This is a genomic window from Burkholderia sp. Ac-20345 (assembly GCF_017104825.1).
In the GTDB taxonomy this organism is placed as follows: Bacteria; Pseudomonadota; Gammaproteobacteria; order Burkholderiales; family Burkholderiaceae; genus Burkholderia; species Burkholderia lata_B.
On record NZ_JAAGPO010000501.1, the window covers coordinates 1 to 1096 of the forward strand.

1 protein-coding gene is annotated in these 1096 nt (G+C 70.8%); it reads left to right on the top strand.

What is annotated here, in order from left to right:
- The first annotated feature begins 94 nt into the window (after positions 1-94).
- Entirely contained in the window at positions 95-1072 is a 978-nt protein-coding gene (locus G3O06_RS48275; RefSeq protein ID WP_205820461.1) for an acyl-CoA synthetase, read from the top strand.
- The last annotated feature ends 24 nt before the right edge of the window (positions 1073-1096 follow it).

Here is a 1096-nt window from a genome sequence, read left to right on the forward strand (position 1 = left end):
TCGGCGCGATCCGCTTCACGCTGCGCGCCGGCGCGCGCGAGGTCGCAAGCGGCGTGCTGTCCGCACCGCCGGCCGCGCAGGATGGCGCGCAGCCATGAAGCGCACCACGTGGGCCGAACGCCAGGAGCGCAGCAACGCAGGCCTGCTGCGCGCGATGACGTGGATCTCGCTGCGCTTCGGCCGGCAGCGCGCGCGCATCGTACTGCACCTGATCGCGACGTATTTCGTGCTGTTCTCGCCGGTCGCGTGCGCGGCGTCGCGCGACTACCTGCGCCGCGTGCTCGGCCGCCCCGCGCGCTGGCGCGACGTGTACCGGCACGTGTTCACCTTCGCGGCGACCATCCACGACCGCGTCTACCTGATGAACGGGCGCTTCGACCTGTTCGACATCCGGCTGCACGGTGAAACGCTCGTCGACGAGGCGCTCGCGGGCGGACGCGGTGCGTTCCTGATGGGCGCGCACCTCGGCAGCTTCGAGGTCGTGCGCGCGATCGGCCGCACGCACCCGGACCTGCGCGTCGTCGTCACGATGTACGAGAAGAATGCGCGCAAGATCAACGCGACTCTTGCCGCGGTGAATCCCGCCGCGCAGCCGGAAGTGATTCCGCTCGGGCAGGTCGACTCGATGCTGAAGGTGCGCGAGCGCCTCGATGCGAACTGCATGGTCGGCATGCTCGCCGACCGCACGCTGCTCGACGACGCGGCCGCGTCGCTGCGCCGGCTGCCGCTGCTCGGCGCGCCGGCCGCGTTCCCGCTCGGGCCGCTCTACATGGCCGCGATGTTGAAGCGCCCGGTGATCTTCATGACGGGCCTCTATCGCGACGGCAACCGCTACGATGTGCACTTCGAGATGCTCGCCGATTTCTCCGACGTGCGGCGCGACGCACGCGCGGCGGCCGTCGACGCGGCGCTCGCGCGCTACGTCGCGCTGCTCGACAAGTACTGCCGCGCGGCACCGTACAACTGGTTCAACTATTTCGATTTCTGGCAAGGCGGCGATGCCGCGGCTGCGCGCAGCGACGCGGCGCGCGCCGGTGCCGGCCTGTCCGCCACGAGGGATTCCGACGCATGACCGCCGTTCGCCGCTGCCTGCCCA